The 7152-nt window shown below is 62.9% G+C and carries 9 protein-coding genes; 5 read left to right on the forward strand and 4 right to left on the reverse strand.

Going from position 1 to position 7152, the window contains the following annotated elements; all coding sequences use genetic code 11:
- Window positions 1-54: 54 nt before the first annotated feature.
- Window positions 55-546, reverse strand: coding sequence for a GNAT family N-acetyltransferase (locus V0R59_RS29485; RefSeq protein ID WP_330078098.1), 492 nt, complete (start codon window positions 544-546; stop codon window positions 55-57).
- Between the two features lie 288 nt (window positions 547-834).
- On the opposite strand from V0R59_RS29485, the gene V0R59_RS29490 reads away from it, so the two are divergent.
- Window positions 835-1716 carry a DMT family transporter gene (locus V0R59_RS29490; RefSeq protein WP_330078099.1) on the forward strand — a complete coding sequence of 294 codons (882 nt, stop codon included), beginning with the start codon at window positions 835-837 and terminating at the stop codon, window positions 1714-1716.
- Here the strand turns inward: V0R59_RS29490 and V0R59_RS29495 are convergent.
- A complete protein-coding gene (locus V0R59_RS29495) occupies window positions 1713-2579 on the reverse strand; it encodes a LysR family transcriptional regulator (RefSeq protein WP_330078100.1) in 867 nt (288 codons plus the stop codon). The two genes, V0R59_RS29490 and V0R59_RS29495, sit on opposite strands and share 4 nt — an antisense overlap.
- A gap of 112 nt (window positions 2580-2691) precedes the next feature.
- On the opposite strand from V0R59_RS29495, the gene V0R59_RS29500 reads away from it, so the two are divergent.
- The gene (locus tag V0R59_RS29500; protein ID WP_330078101.1) at window positions 2692-3384 is read left to right on the forward strand and encodes an aspartate/glutamate racemase family protein; all 693 of its coding nucleotides are present in this window, start codon (window positions 2692-2694) and stop codon (window positions 3382-3384) included.
- A 385-nt stretch (window positions 3385-3769) separates the two neighbouring features.
- On the forward strand, window positions 3770-3958 hold the full coding sequence (locus V0R59_RS29505) for a hypothetical protein (protein WP_330078102.1): 189 nt from the start codon (window positions 3770-3772) through the stop codon (window positions 3956-3958).
- Window positions 3959-4139: 181 nt separating this feature from the next.
- Here V0R59_RS29505 and ycaC read toward each other — a convergent pair whose 3' ends face one another.
- Complete coding sequence (gene ycaC / locus V0R59_RS29510) at window positions 4140-4766, reverse strand: isochorismate family cysteine hydrolase YcaC (protein WP_330078103.1); 627 nt, start codon at window positions 4764-4766, stop codon at window positions 4140-4142.
- Window positions 4767-5278: 512 nt separating this feature from the next.
- Between ycaC and V0R59_RS29515 the strand changes: the two genes are divergently transcribed.
- Window positions 5279-5614 carry a YceK/YidQ family lipoprotein gene (locus V0R59_RS29515; RefSeq protein ID WP_330078104.1) on the forward strand — a complete coding sequence of 112 codons (336 nt, stop codon included), beginning with the start codon at window positions 5279-5281 and terminating at the stop codon, window positions 5612-5614.
- Here V0R59_RS29515 and V0R59_RS29520 read toward each other — a convergent pair.
- The gene (locus tag V0R59_RS29520; RefSeq protein ID WP_330078105.1) at window positions 5611-6486 is read right to left on the reverse strand and encodes a LysR substrate-binding domain-containing protein; all 876 of its coding nucleotides are present in this window, start codon (window positions 6484-6486) and stop codon (window positions 5611-5613) included. The genes V0R59_RS29515 and V0R59_RS29520 overlap by 4 nt on opposite strands.
- A gap of 114 nt (window positions 6487-6600) precedes the next feature.
- Here V0R59_RS29520 and V0R59_RS29525 point away from each other — a divergent pair, with 114 nt between their 5' ends.
- Window positions 6601-7044: a PACE efflux transporter gene (locus V0R59_RS29525; RefSeq protein ID WP_330078106.1), complete on the forward strand. Its 444-nt coding sequence runs from the start codon at window positions 6601-6603 to the stop codon at window positions 7042-7044.
- The last annotated feature ends 108 nt before the right edge of the window (window positions 7045-7152 follow it).

Raw genomic sequence — 7152 nt, forward strand, 5'->3', positions numbered from 1 at the left:
GCGTGCACCGCGGGACCTGTGGAAGCTGGCTTGCCAGCGATGAGGCCCTGAAGCTCAGCCCAGCACCTTGGCCATTTCCGCCGTCTTGCCCCACCCCAATCCCTCATACACCGGCCGCCCCACCTCGGTGGCATGCAACACGGCAAACCCCAACTCCCGCTGCCGGAACTCCGCCTCCCCCAACAGCATCAACTTCGACGCCAATCCACGCCGCCGATACGCCGGCTCGACATAGACATTCAGCACGTAACCCCGCTGATCCCGCTCGGGATGAGCCGGATGGGGTGGCCAGTCGATGCTCATCAGGCCGATCGCCGCCGCGATCCTGTCGCCCTCCAGCACGGCAAAGCCGTAGTAGCGCCCGTCCGCCAGACGCGGCTGCAACCAAGGGCGGAAATGCTCGGTCATCAGCTGCAAGGTGGCTGGATCGCCACCCGCCTCAAGAAACATCGCCTCGCGGTGCGCACAGACCGTCTCGCCGTCCTCCGGCAACAGCCGGCGCACCCTGAATCCCGCAAAATCGATTTCACCCGGAATGTCCGTCATCGCACTCATACCTTGGTCGGAGTTGCTGATTCTGCAACTGCCCCGCACGAGACGTTAGACACAGATCCGCTTTCCGCTCGGCATACAGATCGCAGGCGATTTCCCGGCAAGAAACCGCTGCTGACAACGCCAAGACCAAAGTAGCGACCTGCACCACGAGAAAGAAAAACTTCTTTGCTAGCAGGCCAGATGCTCTCTATCAATTGCACATGACGCCAACTTTCAAGGCACTTGATGCACAAGACGCAATCAAGCCCAGACAGTTTTTCTACAACAGGCACAGCCGAGATGAACAACAACAAAACGGATGCTGTAGCGCTCTCCCCCTCCGCCAACTGGATCGGACCGGCGCTGTTCGCCCTGCTGGCCTTCGCCGCCAACTCGGTGTTCTGCCGCCTGGCCCTGGCCCAGCGCGACCTCGATCCGCACACCTTCACCGCCGTGCGCCTGCTCAGCGGCGCAGTGTTCCTGTTCTGCCTGGTGCGGGTACGCCAACCGGGCGGCGCCCTGGGCGGCAGCTGGAAGGGCGGGCTGGCGCTGTTTCTCTATGCCTGGCTGTTCTCCATCGCCTACGTGCAACTGGGTGCGGGGGTGGGGGCGCTGATCCTGTTCGGCGCGGTGCAGATCACCATGTTCGCGGTCTCCTGGTTCAAGGGCGACCGCGTGCTGCCGCGGGTGCTGCTGGGCATGCTGGTCGCCTTCGCCGGGCTGATCGCCCTGCTGCTCCCCGGCGCCCATGCGCCGGCGCCGGTCAGCGCGCTATTCATGGTGGTGTCCGGCATTGCCTGGGGCGCCTACTCGCTTCTTGGCCGCGGCTCGGCCAACCCGCTGGCCGACACCGCCGGCAATTTCCTGCGCAGCCTGCCGTTGCTGGTGATCCCGCTATTGGGCGCGCTGTTCCAGGCGAATTTGCAGGTCGACACCACTGGCCTGCTCTACGCCCTGGCCTCCGGCGTGCTGGCGTCCGGAGCCGGCTATGCCGTGTGGTATGGCGTACTCAAGCAGATCAGCGCGCAGCAGGCGGCGACCCTGCAGTTGAGCGTGCCGGTGATTGCCGCATTGGGTGGGGTGATGCTGTTGGGGGAGCCGCTGTCGTTGCGGCTGGTGGTGATCTCGGCGGTGGTGCTGGGCGGGGTGGCGATGGCGCTGGGCAAGCGCAGGCCAACCTAACGATTGCGCCGTACTTCCTCCAGTAACGCATCCAGAACCGCTGAACGATGCCCCACCCGCCAGACCAGATGGGTCTGGGTGCGGGCCACCTTCGCCGGCAACGGCAGCACCCGCACCAAGTCCTCCGAGCCTACGGCCTTGACCACCGAACGCGGCACGATGGCCACGCCGGAGCCAGCAGCAACGCAGGCAACGATGGCGTGATACGACGCCAGTTCCAGCACCCGCCGGGGCGCCACCTCGCAGGTCACCAGCCAGCCTTCGAGAATCCGCCGATACGAACAACCTGTGGCGAAGGCGATGATGGTGCAACCTTGCAGGTCGCTGGCATTACGGATCGAGGTGCTGCGGGCGGCGATCAGCACCAGCTCTTCAGCGAACGCCGGCTGCGCCTCAAGGCCTTCGCCGTTGAAGGGATCGGAAACGAATGCCGCCTCGATGTCGCCACGATGCACGCGCGCCAGCAGGTCGTCGGTCGACCCGGTGACCAGCTCAATATGCACCTCGGCGAAACGCTCATGGTAGGCCGACAACAACGGCGGCAGACGTGCCGCCGCAGTGCTTTCCAGCGTGCCGATACGCAACGTGCCCTGCGGTGCGCCATGCCGCAGCGCCGCCTCCGCCTCGCCGGACAGGCGCAACAGCTTGTCGGCATACAGGTGCAGCAGACGCCCCTCGTTGCTGGGTACCAGCTTGCCGCCCTGGCGCACGAACAGTTCGACGCCCAAACGCTGCTCCAGGTTCTTCACCCGGGTAGTGATGTTCGACTGCACCCGGTTCAGTTGCCGCGCCGCATTGGTCACACCGCCAAAGTCCACCACCGCTTTGAAGATCTGCAGCGAGTCGAGATCAATGTTTCTCAAAACGAGAATCCCCATTCCTGATTATTCATTTCTTGAGATAAATGCCGCGAGCATACACTGCGCCGCGATGCTGGCCACGGCCATCCGACAGACCACAACGAAGGAGCAGGACATGCGCAAGATCGGCTTGATAGGCGGCATGAGTTTCGAAGGTTCGGCGGTGTATTACCGCTCGATCAACCAGGCCATCAACCAGCGCCTGGGTGGCCTTCACTCGGCGCAGGTCCTGCTGCACTCGGTGGACTTCCAGGCCATCGTCGACCTGCAGAAAAGTGCCCGCTGGGACGAAGCCGGCGAACACCTCGCCACGGTCGCGCGCAGCCTCGAAGCCGCAGGCGCCGACTGCGTGATGATCTGCGCGGTGACCATGCACCTGGTGGCGGACGCGGTGATCGCCGCGACGCCGCTGCCCTTCATCCATATCGTCGACACCATGGCCGAACGCCTGAAGTGTGCCGGCCGCAAGCAGCCCCTGCTGATCGCGACGCGCTACACCATGGAAAACGGTTTCTACCCCGAGCGCATGCAAGGCCATGGCATCGATGTGCAGGTGCCGGATGCCGAGGGCCGTGAACGCATCCACAAGATCATCTTCGAAGAGCTGAGCCTGGGCATCGTCCGGGATGAATCGCGGCAGGTGTTGCTGGAGCTGATCGAAACGGCCAAGAACGAGGGCGCCGACTCGGTGATCTTCGGCTGCACGGAAATCTGCCTGATCCTCGACAGTGAAGGTTTGCCACTGCCTGGGTTCGATTCCACGGCGGTGCATGTACAGGCGGCGGTAGAGTTCGCCTTGGGTGGGTAGCAGCCACATTCAGCGACGAAACTTCACCGATCTCCGACTTTCTTGTAGGCAATTTCCCAAGCATACTCCCGCGGCTTATCAGCCGTTGCGTGCTGGGGAAACGCTGCCTAGTCTTGCTGCCGTCGCCGATGTCTGGCGATCGGCTTTGACAGGTCGAACAGCGATTGAACCGCAGTACCCACATCACCCGCCAAGGCGTTTCTCGCCGGGGCGTCGTTTTATGGCGGCTGTGCGTGGGGCGCCTCGTGCGCGCCGGGTTCTCTCGCTCTCGGTCTGTCAACCCATGCACAGCTGCCACCCATATGTTTGACAGCTACCGGTGGCGGCCTCACAAGCGAGATAACGTCACCACCCACCGCTGTTTGCCGTCTGTGGCGGAGCCGACGTGGAAAAGGCCCTGGTCCACCTCGCGGTCATGCTGCGCTGTGCCTATGAAACCAATCTCCAGGCCTGCGACACGGTCAAGGACAAGCATCTGGCCGGCATGCTCTGGGCCACCCAGCACACCCTGGAAGCCTCATGGGCACTGGCCGAGTCGATGATCAAGGGGATGGAGGAGCGTCAGGCCGGCTGATGCCGCAGCCAATGGCATGATCACTGGCAAGTCGGAACGCCGAACCGCAGCTTCCACAGGGACCGCGTCGAGCACCGGTTTCATGGCTGGCCCAGCCCCCTGTGGGAGCCGGCTTGCCGGCGAAGAGGCCATCAGCAACAACCAAAAAGGGCCTGCTCTTCAAAGCAGGCACTTTCTCCACTTACTTGGCAGTGAATGCCGAGTAGCTGTTCATCAGATTGCGATAGTTGGGAATCCGCTGCGACAGCAGGTTGCCCAGCCCTTCGATGTCGTTGCGCCAGTCGCGGTGCAGCTCACAGGCCACCGAGAACCAGTTCATCATCTGCGCGCCGGCCTGGGTCATGCGGTTCCACGCGGCCTGCTGCACGGTTTCGTTGAAGGTGCCGGAAGCATCGGTCACCACGAACACATCGAAGCCTTCGGCCAGTGCCGACAGGGTCGGGAAGGCGACGCAGACGTCGGTCACCACGCCGGCGATGATCAGTTGCTTGCGGCCGGTGGCCTTGATCGCCTTGACGAAGTCTTCGTTGTCCCAGGCGTTGATCTGGCCGGGGCGCGGGATGTACGGGGCATCCGGGAACATCTCTTTCAGCTCTGGAACCAGCGGGCCGTTGGGGCCTTGTTCGAAGCTGGTGGTGAGGATGGTCGGCAGGTCGAAGAATTTCGCCAGGTCGGCCAGCGCCAGCACGTTGTTCTTGAACTCGTTGGGCGAGAAGTCCTGCACCAGGGAGATCAGACCGGTCTGGTGGTCGACCAGGAGGACTACGGCGTCGTCTTTGTTCAGGCGGTTGTAGGTGGCGTTGGTCATGGCGAAGATCCTTTTGTTCGAGAAGTTTGTCTGGGTTGTTGTCGCTAAGTGAGGCCAGATTAAGGAGTTCTCGGAAAAGGATAAATCGGCTGGAAACGGTATGACTGTCCCATGCAAGTAGACAATCTGCCTGTGGCCCCGGTAGGAGCTGCGTTAGCTGCGATGGACCGCGCCAGCGGTCCCAAAACCTGTCCGCTCGGTGCCCTGGAGAAAAGCGCCAGACCAAGCATTGTGATCCGCAACTGGGTTTGATCAGGGACCCGTCCGTGTTGGTTTTCGGGGCCGCTGGCGCGGTCCATCGCAGCTAACGCAGCTCCTACCGAGACCTGGGCCAGCCATGAGATCTGTGGTCGACGCGGTCCTTGTGGGAGCTGGCTTGCCAGCGATGAGGTCATCAGCAACACCCTACCCCTGAACCATTTCCCTCCTACGATGAGCTGGCCCCTGGCTGACTGCCAGCCACCTGCGGGTTGCGGTCAAGTACCGGTTTCCCCCAGACCGGAGCAACCCCCATGAACACCCGCAAACTGATCCTGGCTGCCATCGGCCTTTCGCTGTCCGGCTGCGGTACGGTGAATACCGTGCTCAGGGGCGACCAGGTGACGGCGAAGAACCTCAGGGAATGGCGCACCGACTGCGCCTCGGTACCACGTGTGTATAGCGGTGCGGTGTACAACTTCTGCATCCTCAACGGCCCGCCCAACCCCACCGTGCAAGCCGAGGGAGCGCCCGCCGGAGTACCGTTCGTGATGGTCGACCTGGTGCTGTCGGGGGCGCTGGATACGCTGGTGCTGCCCTACACGGTGTATCGCCAGGTGCAGGACGGCAATATCGAGTTGCACCACTAGGTTTGTGCGCGCAACCAGTCCAGAAACGCCCTGACGCCGGCATGCCGCTCCTTTCCGGGGGTACAGAGCGCGGTGTAGCACGAGCCGGGCAGCACAAGCTCCGGGCGATAAGGGACGAGCAGACCCGCCTTGACGCTGTTGGCCGCCAGCACGCAACTGGCCAGTACGTAGCCCTGCCCGGCGATCGCTGCCTGCAAGGCCAGGTGCTCGTCGTGGTAGCCGAGCAGTTCCTTGCCGAGCCAGGCTTGCAGCCCGGCCAGCTGGCACCAGTCGCGCCACGACAGGGGCGGGTTGGCATTGCTGCCCCAGGCCAGGTCGATCAGCCGGGGCGGATCGTCGCCTGCACGCTGCAGCAGGTGCGGTGCGGCGAACACGCCGAATTGCTCGCTGAACAGGTGTTCCTGGTACAGCGCGGGATAGTCCTTGCTGGAGGCGCGAATGGCCAGATGGAATTCGTGGTTGCGCAGCAGATCGACCACTTCACCACCGGGAACGACACGGATGCGGATATCCGGGCGCAACTGGTAGAAGGCTTCCAGCCGCGGAACCAGCCACAAGGCGGCGAACTCCGGCGTGGTGGTGACATTGAGGGTGTCCACCGCCTTGTTCGTGCGCTGCTCGTCTAGGACCACGGACAACTCGTACAGTACCCGGTGCGCGGAGCTGAAGACGCGCTCACCGGCAAGGGTCAGGACCAGGCCACTGCCCGTGCGGTCGAACACCGGCTTGCCCAGCCACTCTTCGAGGCTCTTTACCTGCAACGAAACCGCCGACGGCGTAACCGACAATTCCTCGGCCGCCCGCTTCAGGCTGCCCAACCTGGCAACGGCCTCGAAGTACCTCAGCGCGTTCAACGGCAAGTGGGTGAACATCGGATCCCCGTCAATTCAGCTGTGCTTAACCGCGTTGAGCTTATCCAAATTGCCCGTGCCCACAAGGCGGTTTATTCCTCTGTACCGCGAATGCAAGCAACGCACAGGTGAACCATGCAAGGGCCAAAGCGCAAGATCTTCCAGGCAGTCAGCTACGAGTTCGTGGCGATTTTCTGCATTACCCCCGCCTTCACCCTGTTCCACGACAGCGGGCTGGCACACTCCACCGCACTGTCGGTCATCATCTCCACCATCGCCTTGAGCTGGAACGTGCTCTACAACGCGGCCTTCGAAAGCATCGAGAAACGCCTGAAGAACCGTGAACGCACCTTCGGCCGACGGGTCATCCACTCCGTCGGCTTCGAAGGCGGGCTGACCGTCATCCTGCTGCCGCTGATCAGCTACTGGCTGGATATCAGCCTGTTCCAGGCATTGCTGACCAACCTGGCGCTGTTCGTGTTCTTTTTCTTCTACGCGTTCGCCTTCCAGTGGGCCTTCGACAAGCTCTTCGATGTGCCCGACTCGGCCAAACCACAGACCTTGGTGGATACCAACTGAGCAAAAGCACACTAGTCCCTGTGGGAGCGGGGGTTGACCCCGGGGGGGGAGGTGAGTAAAAGGCCGGCAAACCGGGGTTCACCCCCGCCCCCCGGGGGGGGGGCGCGG

The sequence above is a fragment of the Pseudomonas ulcerans genome (genome assembly GCF_036324125.1).
Lineage (GTDB): Bacteria > Pseudomonadota > Gammaproteobacteria > Pseudomonadales > Pseudomonadaceae > Aquipseudomonas > Aquipseudomonas ulcerans.